General features: G+C 72.3%; 19 protein-coding genes and 2 pseudogenes. 5 read left to right on the forward strand and 16 right to left on the reverse strand.

The genetic code is table 11. The annotated features are described in order from the left end of the window. Positions 1–55: 55 nt before the first annotated feature. Positions 56–919 carry an inositol monophosphatase family protein gene (locus ACFVGS_RS14645; protein ID WP_384419658.1) on the reverse strand — a complete coding sequence of 288 codons (864 nt, stop codon included), beginning with the start codon at positions 917–919 and terminating at the stop codon, positions 56–58. A gap of 139 nt (positions 920–1,058) precedes the next feature. Between ACFVGS_RS14645 and ACFVGS_RS14650 the strand changes: the two genes are divergently transcribed. Beyond that, positions 1,059–2,114 (forward strand): biotin/lipoate A/B protein ligase family protein, encoded by a 1,056-nt coding sequence (locus tag ACFVGS_RS14650; RefSeq protein ID WP_385692638.1) that lies wholly within the window; start codon positions 1,059–1,061, stop codon positions 2,112–2,114. Positions 2,115–2,163: 49 nt separating this feature from the next. Beyond that, complete coding sequence (locus ACFVGS_RS14655) at positions 2,164–3,057, forward strand: hypothetical protein (RefSeq protein WP_385692639.1); 894 nt, start codon at positions 2,164–2,166, stop codon at positions 3,055–3,057. Positions 3,058–3,084: 27 nt separating this feature from the next. Here the strand turns inward: ACFVGS_RS14655 and ACFVGS_RS14660 are convergent, their stop codons facing one another. After that, positions 3,085–3,684, reverse strand: a complete 600-nt coding sequence (locus tag ACFVGS_RS14660) for a class I SAM-dependent methyltransferase (protein WP_384419652.1) — start codon at positions 3,682–3,684, stop codon at positions 3,085–3,087. A gap of 527 nt (positions 3,685–4,211) precedes the next feature. Between ACFVGS_RS14660 and ACFVGS_RS14665 the strand changes: the two genes are divergently transcribed. Then, on the forward strand, positions 4,212–4,601 hold the full coding sequence (locus ACFVGS_RS14665) for a hypothetical protein (protein WP_385692640.1): 390 nt from the start codon (positions 4,212–4,214) through the stop codon (positions 4,599–4,601). 72 nt (positions 4,602–4,673) lie between these two features. Here ACFVGS_RS14665 and ACFVGS_RS14670 read toward each other — a convergent pair. The 12 genes and pseudogenes from ACFVGS_RS14670 to ACFVGS_RS14725 all read right to left on the reverse strand — a co-directional run. Beyond that, positions 4,674–4,808 (reverse strand): annotated as a pseudogene (locus ACFVGS_RS14670) (MarR family transcriptional regulator); the annotation flags it as partial. A gap of 8 nt (positions 4,809–4,816) precedes the next feature. Next, positions 4,817–5,365: pseudogene (locus ACFVGS_RS14675) on the reverse strand (GNAT family N-acetyltransferase); the annotation flags it as partial. Positions 5,366–5,745: 380 nt separating this feature from the next. Beyond that, complete coding sequence (locus ACFVGS_RS14680; RefSeq protein ID WP_384419646.1) at positions 5,746–7,287, reverse strand: NCS1 family nucleobase:cation symporter-1; 1,542 nt, start codon at positions 7,285–7,287, stop codon at positions 5,746–5,748. 71 nt (positions 7,288–7,358) lie between these two features. Further along, positions 7,359–8,360, reverse strand: coding sequence for a TIGR03842 family LLM class F420-dependent oxidoreductase (locus tag ACFVGS_RS14685; protein ID WP_385692641.1), 1,002 nt, complete (start codon positions 8,358–8,360; stop codon positions 7,359–7,361). Between the two features lie 11 nt (positions 8,361–8,371). Then, the gene (gene hydA, locus ACFVGS_RS14690; RefSeq protein ID WP_385692642.1) at positions 8,372–9,775 is read right to left on the reverse strand and encodes a dihydropyrimidinase; all 1,404 of its coding nucleotides are present in this window, start codon (positions 9,773–9,775) and stop codon (positions 8,372–8,374) included. 18 nt (positions 9,776–9,793) lie between these two features. Next, entirely contained in the window at positions 9,794–11,077 is a 1,284-nt protein-coding gene (locus tag ACFVGS_RS14695; RefSeq protein WP_384419637.1) for an aspartate aminotransferase family protein, read from the reverse strand. After that, entirely contained in the window at positions 11,074–11,916 is an 843-nt protein-coding gene (locus ACFVGS_RS14700; protein ID WP_384419635.1) for a nitrilase-related carbon-nitrogen hydrolase, read from the reverse strand. Before ACFVGS_RS14700 ends, ACFVGS_RS14695 begins: the two co-directional genes overlap by 4 nt. Positions 11,917–12,151: 235 nt before the next feature. Further along, entirely contained in the window at positions 12,152–13,390 is a 1,239-nt protein-coding gene (locus ACFVGS_RS14705; protein WP_385692643.1) for a UL36 very large tegument protein, read from the reverse strand. Positions 13,391–13,443: 53 nt separating this feature from the next. Further along, a complete protein-coding gene (locus ACFVGS_RS14710; RefSeq protein WP_384419629.1) occupies positions 13,444–13,857 on the reverse strand; it encodes a PPOX class F420-dependent oxidoreductase in 414 nt (137 codons plus the stop codon). 228 nt (positions 13,858–14,085) lie between these two features. Beyond that, complete coding sequence (locus ACFVGS_RS14715) at positions 14,086–14,556, reverse strand: carboxymuconolactone decarboxylase family protein (RefSeq protein ID WP_384419626.1); 471 nt, start codon at positions 14,554–14,556, stop codon at positions 14,086–14,088. Positions 14,557–14,640: 84 nt separating this feature from the next. Continuing rightward, the gene (locus ACFVGS_RS14720) at positions 14,641–15,522 is read right to left on the reverse strand and encodes a sigma-70 family RNA polymerase sigma factor (protein ID WP_384419623.1); all 882 of its coding nucleotides are present in this window, start codon (positions 15,520–15,522) and stop codon (positions 14,641–14,643) included. Between the two features lie 210 nt (positions 15,523–15,732). Beyond that, positions 15,733–16,134 carry a winged helix-turn-helix transcriptional regulator gene (locus tag ACFVGS_RS14725; protein ID WP_384419620.1) on the reverse strand — a complete coding sequence of 134 codons (402 nt, stop codon included), beginning with the start codon at positions 16,132–16,134 and terminating at the stop codon, positions 15,733–15,735. Between the two features lie 70 nt (positions 16,135–16,204). On the opposite strand from ACFVGS_RS14725, the gene ACFVGS_RS14730 reads away from it, so the two are divergent. Continuing rightward, on the forward strand, positions 16,205–16,930 hold the full coding sequence (locus ACFVGS_RS14730; RefSeq protein WP_385692644.1) for an NAD(P)-dependent oxidoreductase: 726 nt from the start codon (positions 16,205–16,207) through the stop codon (positions 16,928–16,930). A gap of 14 nt (positions 16,931–16,944) precedes the next feature. On the opposite strand, the gene ACFVGS_RS14735 is transcribed toward ACFVGS_RS14730, so the two are convergent. Next, positions 16,945–17,196 (reverse strand): helix-turn-helix domain-containing protein, encoded by a 252-nt coding sequence (locus tag ACFVGS_RS14735; protein WP_384419616.1) that lies wholly within the window; start codon positions 17,194–17,196, stop codon positions 16,945–16,947. 32 nt (positions 17,197–17,228) lie between these two features. Here ACFVGS_RS14735 and map point away from each other — a divergent pair, with 32 nt between their 5' ends. Next, positions 17,229–17,996 (forward strand): type I methionyl aminopeptidase, encoded by a 768-nt coding sequence (gene map, locus ACFVGS_RS14740; protein ID WP_385692645.1) that lies wholly within the window; start codon positions 17,229–17,231, stop codon positions 17,994–17,996. 34 nt (positions 17,997–18,030) lie between these two features. Here map and ggt read toward each other — a convergent pair whose 3' ends face one another. Continuing rightward, positions 18,031–19,851, reverse strand: a complete 1,821-nt coding sequence (ggt, locus tag ACFVGS_RS14745; protein WP_385692646.1) for a gamma-glutamyltransferase — start codon at positions 19,849–19,851, stop codon at positions 18,031–18,033. Positions 19,852–19,902: the final 51 nt, after the last annotated feature.

The raw sequence follows: 19,902 nt of genomic DNA on the forward strand, positions 1-19,902 counted from the left end.
GACTCCTTCGGTCGGCGGGCCGGGGAACCAGCATATTCCCGGCCCCGTACGGGACTTACGGGGCCCCGAGGAGTGACCGGATCCGTTCGGCGGTGGCGGCGTCGCGGGCCGCGGTGAACGGCAGCGTGTTGCCGCCGGTGATCCGGAAGCGCTCGCCGGTCAGGGTGAGGTCCGCGCCACCGGCCTCCGCGACCAGCAGCATCCCGGCGGCGTGGTCCCAGGCGTACTCCCAGGAGAAGGCGACCGCGTCGAGGCGGCCCCGGGCGACGGCCAGGTACTCCAGTCCCGCGGAGCCGCACGGGCGGGGGCGGACGCCCTCGGTGCGCAGTCCGAGCAGGGCGCGCTTCTGGTCCGGCGTGGTGTAGTCGGGGTGGGAGGTGGCGACCTCCAGGACCGCACCGGGCGCGGGCGCGCCCGACCGTATCGGCTCGCCGTTCAGGGTGGCGCCGTGGCCGCGCACCGCGACGGCGAGCTCGTCCAGGGCGGGGGCGTAGGTCCAGGAGGCGAGGAGCTCGCCGCGCCGGGCGAGGGCCACGAGCGTGCAGAAGCCGGCCTCGCCGCGCACGAACTGACGGGTGCCGTCCACCGGGTCGACGATCCACACCGGGGCGTCGCCCTTCAGCGCCTCGTAGACCGCGGGATCGGCGTGCACGGCCTCCTCGCCGACCACTACGGAGCCGGGCAGCAGCGCGGTGAGGGAGGCGGTGAGGTGGGCCTCGGCGGCCCGGTCGGCGACGGTCACGAGGTCGTGCGGCCCGTTCTTCTCGACGATCTCGTCCGCGTCGAGCTGCCGGAAGCGCGGCATGATCTCCGCGGCGGCGGCCTTGCGCACCGCCTCCTCCACCTCGGTGGTGCCACCGGCGAGGACATGGGCGAGGAAGTCGTGGGCTCCGGTCTCGGTCACGATGTGTTCCGTCATGTGTCCATCCCACCACACCCGTCTGACGAGGCGGGGGCTCCCGGACGACCTGTGGACAACCGGCGGACGACCTGCCGGCCACGAGTACGCTTTGGTCGAGTTCATCCCATGGCTCCGTGCTCACCATCCAGGAGGGCCCGTGCACGGCGAGTACAAGGTCCCGGGCGGCAAGCTGGTCGTCGTCGACCTCGACGTGGAGGACGGCGTGCTGCGCCGGGTCCGGGTCGCGGGCGACTTCTTCCTCGAACCCGACGAGGCGATCCTGGCCATCGACCGGGCCCTCGAAGGCGCCCCCGCGGACACCGACGCCGCCGGTCTCGCGGCCCGCATCGACCAGGCGCTGCCGCCGGGCACGGAGATGTTCGGCCTCACCACGGAGGGCATCGGGGTCGCGGTGCGCCGGGCGCTCGCGCACGCCACGGACTGGACGGACTACGACTGGCAGCTGGTCCACGAGCCGCCCCGGTCCCCCGCGCTGCACATGGCCCTCGACGAGGTGCTGACCGCCGAGGTCGCCGCCGGCCGGCGCCCGCCGACGCTGCGGGTGTGGGAGTGGGGCTCGCCCGCCGTGGTGATCGGCAGCTTCCAGTCGCTGCGCAACGAGGTGGACCCGGAGGCGGCCGAGCGGCACGGCATCGAGGTGGTCCGCCGGATCAGCGGCGGCGGCGCCATGTTCATCGAACCGGGCAACACGATCACGTACTCGCTGTCGGTCCCCGACGCCCTCGTCCAGGGCCTCTCCTTCACCGACAGCTACGCCTACCTCGACGACTGGGTGCTCGGCGCGCTCGGCGACATGGGCGTGAAGGCCTGGTACCAGCCGCTGAACGACATCGCCACCGACGCCGGCAAGATCGCGGGCGCCGCCCAGAAGCGCATGGTCGCGGGCGAGGGCGCGGTGCTGCACCACGTGACGATGGCGTACGACATCGACGCCGACAAGATGACCGAGGTGCTGCGGATCGGGCGCGAGAAGCTCTCCGACAAGGGCACCAGGAGCGCGAAGAAGCGGGTCGACCCGCTGCGCCGGCAGACCGGTCTGCCGCGCGAGGCGGTGATCGAGCGGATGATCGCCTCCTTCCGCGGCCGCTACGGCCTCACGGAGGACCGGGTGACCGAGGAGGAGCTGGCACTGGCGAAGGACCTGGCGGAATCCAAGTTCGCGACCCGAGCCTGGACGGCCCGGGTCCCGTAGCCGCCGGGGTCCCCAGAGAACGTCCCGCTCCGCCTCGTACGCTCTCGGCATGCGGATCGAAATCGATCACCCGGTGATGCCCGGCCTGCGTATGGAATGCGCGGACGGCGGGCGGCTGGTCCTGCTGCAGGGGAACAGGCCGGTGCTGTTCGCGCGGCAGCGCGCCTCGTACCACGGGGTGCACTACGCCCGGACCGGGACGTACGTCTCCCCGCTCGCACCGCTGCGCGCCGCCACCGCCCGTGCCTTCGCGGACTTCGCCCCGCCGGGTTCCGAGGCGTGGACCGACCGCTGGACCGCGCACGCGGAGGCGGAGCTGCGCGAGGCCGCCGAGGGGCCGCTGCACGAGGGCGACTGGCATCTGGGCCCGATGACCCCGGGATGGTTCGTGGACTCCCACTGGGCCAGGCTCCTCCCCCACGACACGGACCGGGGCCACCTCACCTGGTTCGGCTACGGCGACCCGGCCGAGGACGCCCGCGACCTGCTGCCGCTGCGGGCGCTGTCCGCACCGGACGCGCCGCGCGTGAAGGCGTACCGGCGGCAGTACCGCGAGGGCCTGCTGCCGCCCGTCCTGCTCTGGTGGATCAGCGGGCTCAACTGCCCGGTCGTCCTCGACGGCCACGACCGGCTGGTCGCGGCGCTCGCCGAGGGCGGCCGTCCATCCGAGCTGCTGCTCTCCAGGGCGGTCGACGCCGCGTATGTGGCGATGTGCTCCGAGCGTCCGCTCCGGGAGTACGAGGAGCGCATGGCCGCTCTGGAACCCGGTCCCTTCGCCCAGGTGAAGGCAGGAGCGGCGAGCCGGCACCTGGCGGCCGCCCTGCGGGCCGTCGAACGGGCCGCGGAGATCACCCGCGCCTGGCCGCTGGCCGGGGGCGTGGCCGCCTGGGAGCGTTCCGCGGCGGCGCACGTGCCCGGCTGGCGGCCGCCGCCCCTTCCCTGACGCGGGAGGGGCCGCGGGCCGGGCCGGTCAGGCCTCCGCGGGGATCCGGGCGACCAGGACGAACTCGTTGTAGGGGAAGACCTTGCCCACGGACCGCGGGAACGGGAACGAGTAGGTGCGCTCGATGCCGAGTCCGACCTTCTCGGCGTGTGCGCGCATCCCGTCGAAGTCGACGAACCGCACGTGCGTGGAGTCGGTCTTGTAGCCGGCCTCCTGCGGACAGATCAGGACGACCGAACCGCCCCGCTTCACCAGCGGCAGGTACTGCTCCAGGATCGAGTTCCCGAGGGTCTCGTCCATGTGTTCCAGGACGTGCGCGCAGAGCAGGCTGTCGAAGGAGCCCGGACCGCAGTCCGGGGCCTCGGCGAGCTCGTCCGGCGTGTAGGCGTTGAGCCCGCGCTCACGGCAGGTGGCGACGGAGTGGGCGTTGTGGTCGACGCCGACGCTGTCGGGGCCGCAGTTCAGCAGGTTCCGGCCGAGACCGCAGCCGACGTCGAGCACCCGCCCTAGGCCGAGCCTCTTCAGGTTCCATCGGTAGGGAGCTTGCGTGGGGAGCAACCGCTTGATTCCCGAGGTCTCGAGGCGCGCGAGACGCTGGGTGTAGTCGGAGGACTCCGTGCCGGACATTAGACGACCGCCTTCGTTGCGTTGTGTAAACGCAAAACGACACCGTGGGGGGCGAGTTACGGGGTCACGAACGCGTCCGGGCAGGTTGAGCGAACCCGAATGTGAGCGACGCTGCTCCGCTTCTCGGTGTCTGCGAGGCTAGGGCATTCACGCCGTCCCGGTCCAGGGCGGCCGGCGGCGGTGGCGTGCCATGAGAAGGAAGTCGAAAAACGACGATCCGGCCCGGCCGACCGGCAGGTCCGTCCGAGGCGGCACCTGATCACCCGAAACCGGGTTCCGGCGACCCCGGCATGGCGTGCCCTTCCATCCGGTCAGGTCCTCCCTCAGTGGGCGGACCATCCCCCGGCAGGGGGAGGCGGCCGGCCGTAGCGGACGATGTGTGGGCTGCCTGTCCGGACCCAGCATGTACGTCATGACGACACAGACCGCTCCGCTTCCCGCCTTACGTACCCGCGCCTGTCTGGGCTCGTCGCGCCGCCCACGCGATAGCCCTCTGCGCGGTCCCCTCCGGTCTGTGGCGTATCGCCATGGCCTCCGGTGTCTACGTGGGGTACAGCGACCAGGTGCTGCGCGACGTGTTCGACATCCCGGGATGGGGCATCGCGTACGTCGTCGGCCTCTCCGTCCTTGCCGAGGCGGCCGCTCTGTTTCCGCTGCTGCTCGTCAGCGACCGGTGGCAGCCGCTGCGCCCCCGGGCCCTCGCCACGCTGGCCTGGATCACCTCGGGCGCCCTGGTCCTGGGCGCGCTGTGGCAGCTCGTGGTCGCTTTCACCGTCGAAAGCCAGACGTACATGTCGAGCGATACGGCGCTGACCGTCTGGTGGCTCGCCTTCGCCCCGCTGTTCGCCATACCTGTGCTGATGACCGCGGTGACCTGGTCGTATGCGAAACGGCACCGGGTGCGGGGACAGGCGTAGCCGTACCATGCCGGCTGACCTGCCAGTATCTGACTCCCCAGGGGCCGGACCGCTGCCCGGCCCCTGGGCCTGTCAGGCGGCCGTACCGCCCGCGTTGCGGATCAACTGCTGAAGCACCTTCAACGTAGTGACGTGGTCCGCGTCGTCGATGCCCTCGTGGAGGGCGGCGCGGATTGCCGGGGCGTTGCGCGCGAGGTCGACGCGGGCCGACCGCGGAGGTCCGCGGCCAGCGCCGCGTAGATGTACTCGCTGCCCCAGCGATCCCCGTCGAGGTCGTTCTCGACCAGGTGCGCCTCCCGACGCATCCCCAGGCGCTCGCAGACCCGCACAGATCCGGCGTTCTCCACGTCCAGCCGTGCGTAGAGCCGGTGCACGCCCAGCGTGTCGAAGGCAAACCCGGCCAGCGCCGCGGCCGCCTCGGTCGCGTAGCCGTGCCCCTGGTGACGTGGGTCGAGAGTCCAGCCGATCTCGGCCTGGGCGGCGCGGGCGTCGGCCAGGGCGAGGCTCACCTCGCCAAGGACGCCGGGCTCGTCGCGTCGGCAGACGGCGAGCGACAGCTTGTCCCCGTCGGCGCGCCAGACCGTCTGCGCCGCGCGCTCGGCGGCAACCTGCTCACTGCGCTCACGCGTGTGCGGCGGCCGGTACAAGTAGCGCGCCACGCTCGGCAGGCTCTGGTAGGCGTACAGGTCGTCGGCGTCGCCGGGAGTGAACAGACGCAGCGACAACCGGGCCGTGGTCAACGGCAGCAGCGAGGCGACGTCCATGCGGACCTCCGGGATGCGGATGTGGATCAAGATGCGGACCGATTTTCGCATCACGACTGCCCGGCAGCCACGCCTTTTCCACAGCAGCGCCCGACAGCCCCGCTCCACCACGAGGCGCGGCATTCCAGGAGTTGTCTACTGACCCACGCTCCTAGGTCTGAGCGGTGGAGTCTAGGAGCTGGCACAGCTCTGTCAGTGCCCGTCCTCGATGGCCGCGCCCAGCTCCAGCCTCGTAGCCCTGTCCTCGACCCGCGCGGCGTGACGGCTAGCCAATGCGCCGCCGTGAGGTTCGGCAGGACCATCATGGGGCGGACGCAACCGGGGGTCGTGTAGGTCTCCGCGCAGTCCTTGACGGCTCGCGAACCTGGTCTGTTCCTACGTCACCGAGGTCGGTCAGACGACAGGATGGCCGTCCGTCCCTTCATGAGGGCTGTGTAGAGCAGCAGCGCGGCGGCGAGGCCGACCGCCCAGCCGTAGTCGGCGAGTGGCTTCAGGAAGGGGATGAGTCCGTCCTCGGGGAAGGGTCCGGTGCCGGGTGCCGAGTGGGAGCCACCGATCGCCAGGATGCCGCCTACGGCGAAGGCCAGCACGGCTGCCGGGTTCCATCCGCTCCGATACCAGTAGGGGCCGTCCGTGCGGTAGAGCGCCGCCAGGTCGAGCCGGGTGCGGCGGACGATCCAGTAGTCGGCGATGAGGATGCCCGCCACCGTACCCAGCAGCCCGCCGACCAGACCGAGCCAGGTGAAGATGTACAGCTCGGGGGTCTCGGTGAGCTTCCACGGCATGATCAGGACGCCCACGACGCCTGTGATCAGCGCGCCCGTACGGAAGTTGATGACCTTCGGGGCGAGGTTGGCGAGGTCGTACGCGGGCGAGACCACGTTCGCCGCGATGTTCACCGAGATCGTGGCGACGAGCACGGTCACCAGCGCGAAGAGCAGACCGAAGACGTTGTCCGTCTTCGCGGCGAGCGCGACCGGGTCCCAGACGGGCGCGCCGTACACGGCCTGGGAGCCGGAGGTGACGAGGACGGAGAGCAGCGCGAACAGGGTCATCGTCGTCGGCAGCCCGAGGGTCTGCCCCCAGATCTGTGCCCGCTGGCCGGCCCCGAAGCGGGTGAAGTCCGGAATGTTCAGCGACAGCGTCGACCAGAAGGCGATCATCCCCATGAGCGAGGGGAAGAAGACCGGCCAGAAGTCGGCTCCCCAGCCCAGCTTCGAGGGCTGGTCGAGCAGCGGTCCGAACCCGCCCGCTTTGACCGCGATCCATACGAGCAGCACGAGGGCGCCGACGATGACGAAGGGCGCGGCCCAGTTCTCGAAGCGGCGCAACGCCTCCATGCCCCGGTAGATGATGGCGAGTTCGAGGATCCAGAACAGGACGAAGCTCAGCCAGAGCGTCCACGGTTGGCCGCCGACCCGTGCCGCCTCGGCCCAGCCGCCGAAGATCTTGTCGAGCAGAAGGAAAATGCCCTGTCCGCCGATCCAGGTCTGGATGCCGAACCAGGCGCAGGCGACGCCGGCGCGGATGAGCGCGGGCAGGTTGGCGCCGCGCAGTCCGAAGGAGGCTCGTGCGAGGACGGGGAACGGGATGCCGTACTTGGGTCCCGCGTGCCCGGTCAGCAGCATCGGGAGCAGGACGATGACGTTGGCGAGCGCGATGGTGAGGACGGCCTGCTTCCCGTCCATGCCGAGGGTGACGAGACCGGAGGCGAGCAGCCAGGAGGGGATGTTGTGGGCCATGCCGACCCAGAGCGCGGCGAAGTTGTACGTGGTCCAGCGGCGCTGGGCGACGGGGACCGGGAGAAGGTCGTCGTTGACGAAGCGGGGATCGGTGCCGGCCGTACCGGGCGGGAGCTCGACGCGGCCGGCGGCGGGTATGCCGGGGTCGGCGGGTCTGTCGGAGGGGGTGGTGGCGGTCATGGCGGCGGCGGAACCCTTCGTTCGGGGACGGAACGAGGCCGTGCGGGGCGTGGGAGGTTCGGCAGCGGGGATCAGGAGTTGATCGCGGGGATGATGTCGGTTCCGTAGGCGTCGATGGTGCCCTCGCGGCTGTCGTGCATGGCGTACACGGCGAACTGGTCGACGCCCAGGTCCCGCAGGTGCCTCAGCTTCGCGACGTGGGCCTCGGCGGGGCCGAGGAGGCAGAAGCGGTCGACGATCTCGTCGGGGACGAAGTCGGTGGACGGGTTGCCGGCGCGGCCGTGGTGGCTGTAGTCGTAGCCGTGGCGGTCCTTGATGTACGCGGTGAGCTCGTCCGGGACCATGGCCGAGTGCTCGCCGTACCTGGCGACCAGGTCGGCGACGTGGTTGCCGACCATGCCGCCGAACCAGCGGCACTGGTCCCGGGCGTGGGCCAGGTCGTCCCCCACGTACGCCGGGGCGGCGACGCAGATCGTGATCCCGGCCGGGTCGCGGCCCGCGTCGGCGGCGGCCTGCCGGACCGCCTTGACCATCCACTCGGTCAGGAACGGGTCGGCGAGCTGGAGGATGAAGCCGTCGGCCTTCCGGCCGGCCAGGGCCAGGGCCTTGGGGCCGTACGCGGCCATCCAGACCGGCAGTTTCCCGTTCCTGATCCACGGGATGCGGATGGGGTTGCCGTCGACCACCGCCTCGCGGCCCTCCGCCAGGTCGCGGATGACGTCGATGGCCTCGCCGAGGCGGGCCAGCGTGTTGGGCCTGCGGCCGGCGACGCGCATCGCGGAGTCGCCGCGGCCGATGCCGCAGACGGTCCGGTTGCCGTACATGTCGTTGAGGGTGGCGAAGGTGGAGGCGGTGACCTCCCAGGTGCGGGTGCCGGGGTTGGTGACCATCGGGCCGACGTGCAGCTTCGTGGTGTTGGCGAGGATCTGGCTGTAGATGACGAAGGGTTCCTGCCAGAGCACGGCGGAGTCGAAGGTCCAGCCGTAGCGGAAGCCGTTGCGCTCCGCCCGGCGCATCAGGCCGACGACCTGCGAGGCGGGCGGGTCGGTCTGCAGGACGAGTCCGAAGTCCAAGGGGCGGCCTCCTAGTTCAGGTACTGGCAGGTGGAGCGGGGCACGAAGCTGCCGTGACCGGCGCGCCCGGTGAACTTCCGCTGATCGATGACGGGTTCGCCGCGGGAGAGGACGGTCTCGACCTGTCCGGTGACGGTCTTCCCCTCGTACGCGGAGTAGTCGACGTTCATGTGGTGGGTGGCCGCGGACAGGGTCTGGGTGGCGTGCGGGTCGTAGATGACGACGTCGGCGTCCGCGCCCGGCGCGATGGTGCCCTTCTGCGGGTAGAGGCCGAACATCCGGGCCGGAGTCGCGCAGGCGATCTCGATCCAGCGGCGGCGGCTGATGTGTCCGTCGACGACGGCCTGGTGGAGCAGGTCCATGCGGTTCTCGACGCCGGGCAGCCCGTTGGGGATCTTGGAGAAGTCGCCGACGCCGAGTTCCTTCTGGCCCTTGAAGCAGAAGGGGCAGTGGTCGGTGGAGACCACCTGGAGGTCGTTCGTCCGCAGGCCCCGCCAGAGCGCGGCCTGGTGTTCCTTCGGCCGCAGCGGGGTCGAGCAGACGTACTTGGCGCCCTCGAAGTCCGGCTCGGCCAGGTTGTCGGTGGAGAGGAAGAGGTACTGCGGGCAGGTCTCGCCGAAGACCGGCAGGCCCTTGTCGCGGGCCGCGGCCAGCTCCGCGACGGCCTCCTCGGCGGACACGTGCACGACGTACAGCGGGGAGCCGGCCACGCGGGAGAGCTGGATCGCGCGGTGGGTCGCCTCCGCCTCCAGCAGGGTCTTGCGGACCTCGCCGTGATAGCGGGGGTCCGTCTCGCCCCGGGCCAGGGCCTGCTCCACGAGGACGTCGATCGCGATGCCGTTCTCCGCGTGCATCATGATCAGTCCGCCGTTGGCGGCCCCGCGCTGCATGGCCCGCAGGATCTGTCCGTCGTCGCTGTAGAAGACTCCCGGATAGGCCATGAACAGCTTGAACGAGGAGATTCCCTCCTGGACGAGCCAGTCCATCTCCTTCAGGGTGTGCTCGTTGACGTCGGAGAGGATCATGTGGAAGCCGTAGTCGACGGCGCAGTTGCCGTCGGCCTTGGCGTACCAGGTGTCCAGGCCCTCGCGCAGGGTGTGCCCGACGGTCTGGACGGCGAAGTCGACGATGGTGGTGGTGCCGCCCCAGGCGGCGGCGCGGGTGCCGGTCTCGAAGGTGTCGGAGGCGGAGGTGCCGCCGAAGGGCAGCTCCATGTGGGTGTGGGCGTCGACGCCGCCCGGGATGACGTAGCGGTCGGTGGCGTCGACCACCCGTGCGGCGGTCCACCCGGCGGCGATGTCGGAGCCGTGGGCGGCGAGGGCGGCGATCCGTCCGTCCTCGATCAGCACGTCGGCGTGCAGTTCGTCGGCGGCGGTGATCACGAGCCCGCCGCGGATCAGGGTTCGGGTGCTCACGGGACTTCTCCCTGCCGACTAGATGGACTGGAAGGCCTGTTCGAGGATCGCCGCGCCTTCCTCGGCCTCGGCGACGGTGAGCGAGAGCGGCGGCGCGATGCGCAGGGCGGAGGTGTTGTGCCCGCCGCCCTTGCCGATGAGCAGGCCTCCCTCGCGGGCGGCCTCCAGGACGGCGCCCGCCGCGTCGGGGTTCGCCCGGTCGGTGCCCGGTTCGGTGAGCTCGACGCCGATCATCAGGCCGCGTCCGCGCACCTCGCGTACGGCGTCGATGCCCGCGGTGATGCCCCGGAGGCGTTCGAGGAGGAGGCCGCCGACCCGGCGGGCGTTGCCCTGGAGGTCGTGTTCCAGGAGGTAGGAGAGGTTGGCGAGGCCGGCGGCCATGGTGACGGGCGAACCGCCGAAGGTGGAGATGGAGTTGGCGTCGAGGCAGTTCATGATCTCGGCGCGGGCGACGACGCCGCCGATGGACATGCCGTTGCCGATGCCCTTGGCGAAGGTGAGCATGTCGGGCGGTCCGGCCTGGCCGTGGGCCTGCCAGCCCCAGAAGTGTTCGCCGGTGCGGCCCCAGCCGGTCTGCACCTCGTCGGCGATCCAGAGGATGCCGTGCCGGTCGAGGACCCGGCGGAAGGCCGCGTAGAGGCCGTCGGGCGGGGAGGTGAAGCCGCCGACGCCCTGGATGGGTTCGGCGATGAGGGCGGCGACTCCCGAGCGGGTCTGGCCGAGCAGGTCTTCGAGGTCGGCGACGCAGGCCTCGGTGAACCGCTCGTCGGTGTACTGGGCGAAGGGGCCGCGGGTGCGGACGCCGCCGTGCACGTACAGGGTCTGGAGCGGGGAGAGGCTGGTCGGGGACCAGGCGCGGTTGCCGGTGATGCCGACGGTGGAGAAGGACCGGCCGTGGTAGCTGTTCCGCATCGCCAGGAGCTGGTTGGAGCCCGTGTACGTGGTGGCGAGGAGGAGGGCGGCGTCGTTGGCCTCGGTGCCGGAGGTGGTGAAGAAGACGCGGGCGTCCGGGATGCCGGACAGGGAGGCGATCCGTTCGGCCAGCTCCACCATGGGGCGGTTGAGGTAGAGGGTGGAGGAGTGGACGATCCGCCCGGCCTGCTCGGCGACGGCCTTGGTGACCTCGGGCAGGGCGTGGGCGGTCATCGTGGTGAGGATGCCGCCGAAGAAGTCGAGGTAGCGCCGGCCGTCGGCGTCCCAGACGTGGCGGCCCTCGCCGTGGGTGATCTCGATCGGGTCCTTGTAGTAGAGGGCGACCCAGTCGGGGATGACGGCGCGGTGGCGGTCGTAGAGGCTGCTCACGGCTGCACCAGCCCGTCGTACGCGTCGGGGCGGCGGTCGCGGTAGAACGCCCACTGCTGCCTGACCTGCTCGATGAGACCGAAGTCGAGGTCGCGGACGAGGAGTTCCTCCTCCTTGTCGGAGGCGACGTCGCCGACGAACTGCCCGCGCGGGTCGACGAAGTAGCTGGTGCCGTAGAAGTCGTTGTCGCCGTACTCCTCGATGCCGACCCGGTTGATGGCGGCGACGAAGTACTCGTTGGCGACGGCGGCGGCGGGCTGTTCCAGCTGCCAGAGGTAGGAGGAGAGGCCGCGGTGGGTGGCAGAGGGGTTGTATACCAACTGGGCTCCGTTGAGGCCGAGTTGACGCCAGCCCTCCGGGAAGTGCCGGTCGTAGCAGATGTAGACGCCGACCTTGCCGACGGCCGTGTCGAAGACGGGCCAGCCGATGTTGCCGGGCCGGAAGTAGTACTTCTCCCAGAAGCCCCGCACCTGGGGGATGTGGTGCTTGCGGTACTTGCCGAGGTAGGTGCCGTCGGCGTCGATGACGGCGGCGGTGTTGTAGTAGAAGCCGGTGCCCTCGACCTCGAAGACGGGCACGACGACCACCATCCCGGTCTCCCGGGCGAGCGCCTGCATCCTGCGCACGGTGGGCCCGTCGGGTACGGGTTCGGCCCAGCGGTAGTGCTCGGGCTCCTGCACCTGGCAGAAGTACGGGGCGTTGAACACCTCCTGGAACCCGATGACCTTCGCCCCCTGCCGGGCCGCCTCACGGGCGTGTTCCTCGTGCTTGGCGATCATGGATTCGGTGTCGCCGGTCCAGGTGGCCTGGACGAGCGCGGCGCGTACGACGTCGGTCATGAGCTGCTCCTTCGGCGCGGCGTGGAGAGCCTCTACGCACGTAGACGCGATGCGTAGGAGGAGAACGTAAGCCCCGTCACACCCCGGAGCAAGACCACCGCCGTGAAGTGGCGGAGTCGATCATGTTTCATACCCGAGTGGTCCACGTCGGACACGTACCGACACGTCCGTGTGCGTCCGGAACCGCGTTCGGGGCGCCCTCGGGGCCGCCTTCGGGGCCGGCCTCGGGACCGGCTCACGCGAGGCCGGCGACCCGTAGCGCGTGTGCCAGGTCCCGTTCGCGGGCCGGGGAGACGGCGCGGGCCGCGGCGAGCAGTCCGGGAGTGAGGACGGCCGGGTCGGCGGCGGCGAGCCGGGCCGCGTCCTCGGGCGTACGGGCCCGGAGGAAGGCGGTCAGCAGCGCCTGGGCCTCGGCCCGGTGACCCTCGGCGTGCAGGGCCGCGCACGCGCCGGCCAGCTCCTCGACCGGGCGTGCGACGCCCTGGCGGAGCAGCTGCTCGCAGTCGTCCGGCCGCCCCGCGTCGGCGAGTGCTCCGGCGACGGCGGCGAGCCGGGCGGGCGGCAGGGTGGCCGCCTCCCAGAGCAGCGTGGCCCAGTCGGCGGCGAGCCCGGCGGCGTGCAGCTCCGCGGCGAGCACGGGAAGCCACCCGGGCGGCCCGGCCAGGGCCTCGCAGAGCAGCGCGTGCGCCTCGCCGCTGCGCCCCTGGGCGCGCAGCCTCCGCAGCGCGTAGACGGCGTTGCCCGCGGCACGGGCGGCCTGCGCGGGATCACCGGCGGGCGCCGCCGCTCCGGCGGCGGGCGCGGGCGAGGCGGGGGCCGGGGCGCCGCCGAAGCGGGCGCCGCGCGGCGCGAGGGCGGGCCCGGTGGGCAGTCCGGTCAGGGGAAGCGGCTCGGGCGCGGGCAGCGCCTCGGCCTCCTCCACGTACGCGTAGCGGGCCCCGCGCGGACGCCGCCGGGGAGATGAGGCGGGAGGTGCGGTCGGTGGGGGCGGGGTGGGCGGCGGGTGAGCGGTGCCGCCCAGGCGGTCCAGCCGCTCCGTGAGCTCGGTGATCCTCGCCCTCGCGCGGGCGAGGTCGTCGTGGGCCCAGGACAGGGCAGCGGTACGGCCGGGGGTGTGGGCGAGGTCGCGGATGCGGGACTCGGCGTGGCGGGCCTCGCGCTCCATCAGGTCCCGGCGCTCGCGCAGGGCCGCCGTTCCGCCGGGGCCCCGGTCGTGGACGGCGGCCGCGGCCCGGTGCAGTGCCCGGCCCCGCAGGCCCCGGGGCCCGTCCGCCGGCTCGCCGAGGTCCTGGAGCAGCGACTCGACGACGTCCCAGGGCAGGATGTCCGCACCGTCGAAGCAGGCGCGCATGCCTTCCGGGTCGCGGTCGGTGAAGACGCCGTACCAGCCGCGGCCCGGTTCGAGCCGGCCGGCCAGCTCGCTCAGCCAGCCGGTGAACGCCGCTACTTCCGCCGGGAGTTGCTGCACCGTCATTCCACTGCCCCTTCGGTCCACCGGCATTGGACCGCAGTCGTGTTACGGGACGGCTACGCAGGGTTTTCGGTCTCGCTCACACCCCGGGTGAACTTCACGACGATCCCCGTGTGCGGACGCCTGCCCAGGCGGGCGACCGTCGCGGGCCAGTCGACCGCCCAGAACTGCCACGTGTACTTGCGCGAGAGCAGCCGCCGCACCCGGCGCAGCTCCTCCCCCGTCACGAGCCGGGCGGCGCCCTCGGCCCGTACGGCGCCGTCGGCCACGTTGCCGCGCACGTCGCACACGGCGGCCACGACGCGGGGGTCGCGGCGCAGCCGCTTCACCTTCCAGGAGTCGGTGCGGGTCCAGGCGTACAGTTCGTCGCCCTCGACGGCGTACCAGACCGGCGTGGCGACGCCGGTGCCGTCCCGGCGGAACGTGGTGAGGCTGACGTAGCGGCCGTGCCGCAGCTCTTCGGGTATCACGACCGCCGAGCTTACGCAGCGGCCGGACCGGCGGCGAGGACCACGAGGGGCCTGGCCGGCCGGCGGGGCCGCGCCCATCCGGTGCGTGACCACGTGGGTGTGCCGGCACGACCGCTCCGGAGACCGGCGTCACGCGGGACCCGAATCGACGCTGTCCGGGGGTGGCGGCCCCGGGCGGACCCGGGGTCGTCCCGGGTCCGCCTGTGAGCCGGAGGGGGCACGTCCGCGTCAGCCGAACTGTCCGGGCTGGTACTCGCCGCCGGGCGTCCGGGTGATCACGTTCAGCCGGTTGAAGGCGTTGATCGTGCAGATCAGGGCCACCAGGGCCATCAGCTGGTCCTCGTCGAAGTGCTTCGCCGCGTTCGCCCATGCCTCATCGGTGACGCCGCTGGAGTCGGCGAGGCGGGTGGCCTGCTCGGTGAGTTCCAGCGCCGCCCGCTCCGCGTCGGTGTAGACGGTCGTCTCCCGCCATGCTCCGACCAGGTTGATCCGCACCATGCTCTCGCCGGCGGCCGCGGCGTCCTTGGTATGCATGTCGAGGCAGCCGCCGCAGCCGTTGATCTGACTGGCGCGGATCTTCACCAGCTCCTGCACCGCCTTCGGCAGCGCCGAGTCGGTGATGGCCTTGTTCGACGAGATGATGTGCCTGGCCCACTTCGCCCCGACCTCGTTGGCCATGGGGTTGATCCGCTGTTCCATCTCTGTCTCCTTCGTCTTCCGGATGCTTGCACCCTTACGACGAAGCCCCTCGTGAAGACGTAACAGCCCAGCGCTCGACGTCTGTTACTCGGGTCGCTCGGGCAGGTCCATGGCGTCCAGGCGCTTGCGGTCGCTGACGGTCAGGAGCTCGACGATCCGGCCGTCGACCACGGTGCACGCCGCCAGGCCGAGCACCTTGCCCTTCGCGCCCCAGGCCACGAATCCGGGCTCGCCGTTGACCAGGACCGGGAGCACCGAGGTCATCGACCGGGCACCGCGCAGGACCGGACCGGCCACCTCGGCCGCCCCGACCGTGGTCGTCACGCCCTGCGGGTGGAACGTGCGCCAGGTCACCTTCGGATCGAGCAGCCGTACGAGCCCTTCGAAGTCCCCGTTCCGCGCGGCGGCGAGGAACGCGTCGACCACCTCGCGCTGCCGCCGCGGCTCGTCGTCCGGCAGCGACGTGCCCTGCACCTTCCGGCGGGCCCGACTGGCGAGCATCTTGGTCGCGTCGGTGGACCGCCCGATGATCTCGCCGATCTCGGCGAAGGGCACCGCGAACATGTCATGCAGGACGAACGCCAGCCGCTCGGTGGGCGTGAGGGTGTCGAGGACCACCAGCAGTGCCAGCCCGACCGACTCGGCGAGCATCGCGTCGTCCTCGGGTGCCGCCCCGCCGTCCACGCTCACCACCAGCTCGGGCAGCCGGTCGTCGTACGACAGCTCGGGCCGGGTCTTGCGCGAGCGCAGCACGTCGATGCAGACCCGGCCGACCACGGTGGTCAGCCAGCCGGCCAGATTGTCGATCGCGGCCGCGTCCTGCCGGGCCAGCCGGATCCACGCCTCCTGCACCGCGTCCTCGGCGTCCACCCGCGTCCCGAGCATCCGGTGGGCGACCGCCACCAGGCGCTCACGCTGCTCTTCGAAGGCTCCCGCCAGCGCTTCGTGCGGAACCGAACCGGTCATGTCGTTACCTTCCTCGCGGGGATTGCGTCATCACCATGACGGGCCCGCGGATGCCGAGGTAACCGTTCGGCGGCATGCGCCGGGGCAGCACGAGTCCGGTGCGCTGTCGGCGGGCCCACGCCTCGTGGGCACACCCGGTCGACGCCCGCTTCTGACCGCTGAGGCAGTCCACCGTCGCCCACGCCCTCGCCACCGCGTGCGGTCGGAGAATCAGCGCCTGCTCTGCGGGCCGGCGGCGGTGTCGTAGCTCTCGCGGGCCTCGGTGACGGCGGGTGCGTGGGCACGGGTCCAGGCGCAGGCGGTGTCGAGCGGGGCGATGAGGGAGCGGCCGAGGCCGGTGAGGGCGTACTCGACGCGGGGCGGGTTCTCGTCGTGGACGGTCCGCGAGACGAGGCCGTCGCGTTCCATGGCGCGCAGGGTCTCGGTGAGGACCTTGGGGGTGACCATGTGGAGCGGGACGCGCAGTTCCGTGAAGCGCCGGGCCCGGCCGTCCTCGAGACAGCGCAGCACCATGGCGGTCCACTTGCCGCCGAAGACCCGGACGGGCTGGGGCCGTTCGACGCAGTCGGGGTCGTCGAAGAGGGTGGGGCTCAGGGGCGGCTGGGCGGTCATGGGCCCGACGCTAGCCCAGGACCCCGGTACCGTTGAAGTAACCGGGTGCCTGCGTTCTACGGTCCCTGCCATGAACGACGTGACGAGCGACAACGGCAACGGCAGCGGCGACAGCGCCGGCAAGAGGATCATCGTCTTCGGGGCGGGCGGACGCGTGGGCCGCGCGGCGGTGGCGGAGGCGGTGGCCCGCGGCCACCACGTGACCGCGGTGGTGCGGGACCCGGCGAAGTACCCGGACCTGGCGGGGACGGGCGCGGCGGTCGTCGGCGGCGACGCCACCGACCCGGACGCGGTGGCGGCCCTGGCCGCCGGGCACGACGCGGCCGTGAACGCCTCGGCCCGGCTCGACATCCCCTCGGAGCAGTACTTCACGGCGGCGGCGCGGGCCCTGGTCACGGGCCTGCGGAAGGCGGGCGTGGGGCGCCTCGTCGTCCTGGGGATCGCGACCACGCTGGAGACGGCGCCGGGGACGCGGCTGATGGACGCGCCCGAATTCCCGGCGGAGTGGTGGGCGTTCGCTCAGGGGCACGTGGCGGAGTTCGAGCTTCTGACCGCCGAGGCGGGCGAGGAACTCGACTGGCTGATGGTGGTCCCGCCGCTCGACCTGAACCCGGAGGCGCCGGTGACGGGCGGTTACCGCACGGCGGTCGGCACGGTCCTGGACGGGCCGGGCCGCATCGCCCACGGTGACCTGGCCCGGGCGATCGTCGACGAGATCGACGGTCCGCGGCACAGCCGGGTGCAGCTGGCGGTGGCGGTACGGCGGTCGCCGGCCGAGCCGGGACCGGCGCGCTAGACGGGGCCGCCGCGCTAGACCGGCGCCGGCGCGCAGCTCGTCACGAGCTCGTCCATCGACAGGCCGAGCACTCCGGCGAGCGCGGCGACCGTGAAGAAGGCCGGGGTCGGGGCGCGGCCGGTCTCGATCTTGCGGAGCGTCTCGGCGGAGAGACCGGCGGCGGCGGCGATCTCGGCCATGGAGCGGTCGCCGCGGGCCGCGCGCAGCAGGTGACCGAGGCGTTCGCCGCGCTCGCGCTCTTCGGGGGTGAGGGGGGTACGCACCATGACACCATTCTAATACCGGTATAGTAATTGGCATGGTGGAGATCAAGACGGATGCGACCCTGCTGCTGATGCGCGAGGCGGGGCGGGTGGTGGCCCAGGCCCTCGAGGCCGTACGGGACAAGGCGGCGCCCGGGGTGACGCTCGCGGAACTCGACCGGGTGGCGCGGGAGGTCCTGGCGGCGGCCGGGGCCGGCTCGCCCTTCCTGGACTACCGCCCCGACTGGGCCCCGACGCCCTTCCCCGCCGTGGTCTGCCTGTCGGTCAACGACGCGATCGTGCACGGCATCCCGGACGGCACCCGGCTCGCCGACGGCGACCTGGTGAGCGTGGACTGCGGGGCGGTGCTCGACGGCTGGGTCGGCGACGCGGCGGTGAGCTTCACGATCGGCCGGGCGCGCCCCGAGGACACCCGGCTGATCGACACCGCCTACGAGGCCCTGGAGGCGGGCATCGCGGCGGCCGTGGTGGGCAACCGCGTCGGGGACATCGCCCACGCCGTCGGCCGGGTCTGCCGCAAGGCCGGCTACGGCATCCCGGACGGCCTCGGCGGCCACGGCGTCGGCCGCACGATGCACGAGGGCCCGGACGTCCCCAACGAGGGACGCCCGGGCCGGGGCATGCCGCTGCGGCACGGGATGGTGATCGCGATCGAGCCGATGCTGATCGGCGGCGGCCGCGACCACCACTACACGGCCCGCGACGGCTGGACGATCCGCACGCTCGACGGCTCCCGCGCGGCCCACGCGGAGCACACGGTGGCCGTCACGGACGACGGTCCGAGGATCCTCACGGCGCTGTAGGCCGTCAGGCCGGTCCTGACGGCGCCACGGATCCTCAGGACGCGGGCCGCACCACCATCGCCGATCCGCCGCCCCTGCGGACCGTCTCCGCGGCGGCCAGCCAGCGGCCGTCCGGGAGGCGTTGGACGCCGGTCGCGGCACCGATCTCGGGGTTCTGGCGGAAGGCGTGACCGAGGGACTCGAGGCCGGCCTTCAGAGGGCTGTTCCAGAGCGCCGGTTCGAGTTCGGTGGTGGTCTGGTTGCGCTGGCTGGCGCGGGGGGCGGCGATGGCGTCGACCAGGGGAAGGCCGCGGTCCACGACGCCGGTCAGGGTCTGGAGGACGGTGGTGATGATGGTGGCGCCGCCCGGGGAGCCGAGGGCGAGCACCGGGCGGCCGGTCCCGTCGAGGACGATCGTCGGCGACATCGAGGAGCGCGGACGCTTCCCGGGGCCGGGGAGGTTGGGATCGTGGACGGCCGGGTTGGCCGGGGCGAAGGAGAAGTCGGTCAGCTCGTTGTTGAGCAGGAAGCCGCGGCCGGGGACCGTGATGCCGCTGCCGCCGGTGGACTCGATGGTCAGCGTGTAGGCGACGACGTCGCCCCACTTGTCGGCGACGGTGAGGTGGGTGGTGTTCTCGCCCTCGTACGTGGTGGGAGCGGCGATGCCGCCGCTCGCGCAGCCCCCTGCCGGGTCGCGGGGGTCGCCCGGCGCGAGCGGGCTGGTCAGCGCGGCGTCGTCGCGGATCAGGCAGGCCCGGGAGTCGGCGTACCGCTGGGAGAGCAGGCCGCGCACGGGCACGTCCTCGAAGGCCGGGTCGCCGACCCAGCGGCCGCGGTCGGCGAAGGCGATCCGGCTCGCCTCGATGAAGCGGTGCAGATAGCCGGCCTGCGGGGCGCGCGAGAGGTCGGTGGACTCCAGGATGTTCAGCGCCTCGCCGACGCTGGTGCCGCCGGAGGACGAGGGCGCCATGCCGTACACGTCGAGGCCCCGGTAGGAGACCTTGGTGGGGCGGCGCCGGATCGTCTCGTACCCGGCGAGGTCACGCTCCGTCAGGTCGCCGGAGCGCACCACCCGGGTGGCGCCCGCGCGGACCGGTGGCTGCCGGACGGTGTTCACGATGTCGCGGGCGAGCGGGCCCCGATAGAGCGCGCCCGTGCCGTCCCGGCCCAGTTCTTCGTACGTACGGGCCAGGTCGGGGTTCTTGAAGACGGAGCCGACCACCGGCAACTGTCCGCCGGGCAGGAAGAGTTCGGCGGAGGCGGGGAAGTCGCGGAAGCGGGCCTCGTTGGCCGCGGTCTGGGCGCGGAAGGTGGCGTCGACGGTGAAGCCGTCGCGGGCCAGCCGTTCGGCCGGTTCGAGGAGCTTCCCGAGCGGTTTGCTGCCCCACGCGTCGAGCGCGGTCTCCCAGGTCGCCGGCGTGCCCGGGGTGCCGACGCCCCGGCCGCTGGTCATGCCCTCCTCGAAGGGGATGGGCCTGCCGTTCTCGACGAAGAGGTTCGCGTCGGCGGAGGCGGGCGCGGTCTCGCGGCCGTCGATGGTGTGCACCGTACGGGTCTTCGCGTCGTAGTGGACGAAGTAGCCGCCTCCGCCGATGCCCGCCGAGTAGGGCTCGGTGACGCCGAGCGCGGCGGCCACGGCGACCGCGGCGTCGACCGCGTTGCCGCCCTTGCGGAGCACCTCGATGCCCGCGGCGGAGGCGTCCGCGTCGACGCTGGCGACGGCTCCGCCCCAGCCCGCGGCGACGGGCACCTTGACCGGGGCCGGCGCCGGTCCGGCGGCCGTCGGCGGTGCGGCGGCACCGACCGCCAGCACCGTGGCGGCGACGGCCACGATCGAACCGCTTCGTACGGTGGAACCCCGGAACCGGTACCGCATTCCTACCTCCAGTCAACGACCGTCCGCGCAGCGTAACTTCCGCCCGCACCT

The organism is Streptomyces sp. NPDC127114, from assembly GCF_042677525.1.
GTDB lineage: Bacteria > Actinomycetota > Actinomycetes > Streptomycetales > Streptomycetaceae > Streptomyces.

Excerpts from the sequence above, each read along its gene's own strand:
- ACFVGS_RS14645 (WP_384419658.1), bottom strand. The coding sequence starts at position 919 with ATGACGGAACACATCGTGACCGAGACCGGAGCCCACGACTTCCTCGCC.
- ACFVGS_RS14655 (WP_385692639.1), top strand. The coding sequence starts at position 2,164 with ATGCGGATCGAAATCGATCACCCGGTGATGCCCGGCCTGCGTATGGAA.
- ACFVGS_RS14660 (WP_384419652.1), bottom strand. The coding sequence starts at position 3,684 with ATGTCCGGCACGGAGTCCTCCGACTACACCCAGCGTCTCGCGCGCCTC.
- ACFVGS_RS14665 (WP_385692640.1), top strand. The coding sequence starts at position 4,212 with ATGGCCTCCGGTGTCTACGTGGGGTACAGCGACCAGGTGCTGCGCGAC.
- ACFVGS_RS14680 (WP_384419646.1), bottom strand. The coding sequence starts at position 7,287 with ATGACCGCCACCACCCCCTCCGACAGACCCGCCGACCCCGGCATACCC.
- ACFVGS_RS14700 (WP_384419635.1), bottom strand. The coding sequence starts at position 11,916 with ATGACCGACGTCGTACGCGCCGCGCTCGTCCAGGCCACCTGGACCGGC.
- ACFVGS_RS14705 (WP_385692643.1), bottom strand. The coding sequence starts at position 13,390 with ATGACGGTGCAGCAACTCCCGGCGGAAGTAGCGGCGTTCACCGGCTGG.
- ACFVGS_RS14715 (WP_384419626.1), bottom strand. The coding sequence starts at position 14,556 with ATGGAACAGCGGATCAACCCCATGGCCAACGAGGTCGGGGCGAAGTGG.
- ACFVGS_RS14720 (WP_384419623.1), bottom strand. The coding sequence starts at position 15,522 with ATGACCGGTTCGGTTCCGCACGAAGCGCTGGCGGGAGCCTTCGAAGAG.
- ACFVGS_RS14725 (WP_384419620.1), bottom strand. The coding sequence starts at position 16,134 with ATGACCGCCCAGCCGCCCCTGAGCCCCACCCTCTTCGACGACCCCGAC.
- ACFVGS_RS14730 (WP_385692644.1), top strand. The coding sequence starts at position 16,205 with ATGAACGACGTGACGAGCGACAACGGCAACGGCAGCGGCGACAGCGCC.
- ACFVGS_RS14735 (WP_384419616.1), bottom strand. The coding sequence starts at position 17,196 with ATGGTGCGTACCCCCCTCACCCCCGAAGAGCGCGAGCGCGGCGAACGC.
- map (WP_385692645.1), top strand. The coding sequence starts at position 17,229 with ATGGTGGAGATCAAGACGGATGCGACCCTGCTGCTGATGCGCGAGGCG.
- ggt (WP_385692646.1), bottom strand. The coding sequence starts at position 19,851 with ATGCGGTACCGGTTCCGGGGTTCCACCGTACGAAGCGGTTCGATCGTG.